The organism is Psychrobacter sp. TB55-MNA-CIBAN-0194, from assembly GCF_040309505.1.
GTDB classification, from domain to species: domain Bacteria; phylum Pseudomonadota; class Gammaproteobacteria; order Pseudomonadales; family Moraxellaceae; genus Psychrobacter; species Psychrobacter fozii.
The window spans coordinates 1-277 of the sequence record NZ_JBEOOW010000214.1 but is presented as its reverse complement, the minus strand read 5'-3'; the positions used below and the strand labels follow the sequence as shown (position 1 = coordinate 277).

Annotated in this window: 1 protein-coding gene; it reads right to left on the bottom strand. The window is 40.1% G+C overall.

The genetic code is table 11. From position 1 onward, the window contains the following. A partial coding sequence (locus AAEY75_RS14875) for a nucleotide exchange factor GrpE (RefSeq protein ID WP_352260004.1) occupies window positions 1-202 on the bottom strand: 202 nt, incomplete at its 3' end. Window positions 203-277: the final 75 nt, after the last annotated feature.

The following is a 277-nucleotide window of genomic DNA, read 5'->3' as shown; positions in this document are numbered from 1 at the left end:
GTGTTTCTGCCGCTGCGCGCATTTCAACATCTTTACGCTCAGCTAACGCAGTTTCAGACTCAGCCAATAGTTGCTCTAGTTCTTCAATTCGAAAATTTGCTTGGGTTACTTCATCCATCAAACTTGCCTCATCAGTCACAACTTCAGGAGTTACAGCTTCTTCCACTTGATCTTGCGATGTGTTGTTCGATTCGTTGCTCATTTTCACTCCAGCTAAAAAATGCGTTATTTCGTATTCTACGACAATAAAATAAAGTGGCCATTTACTGATAAATTA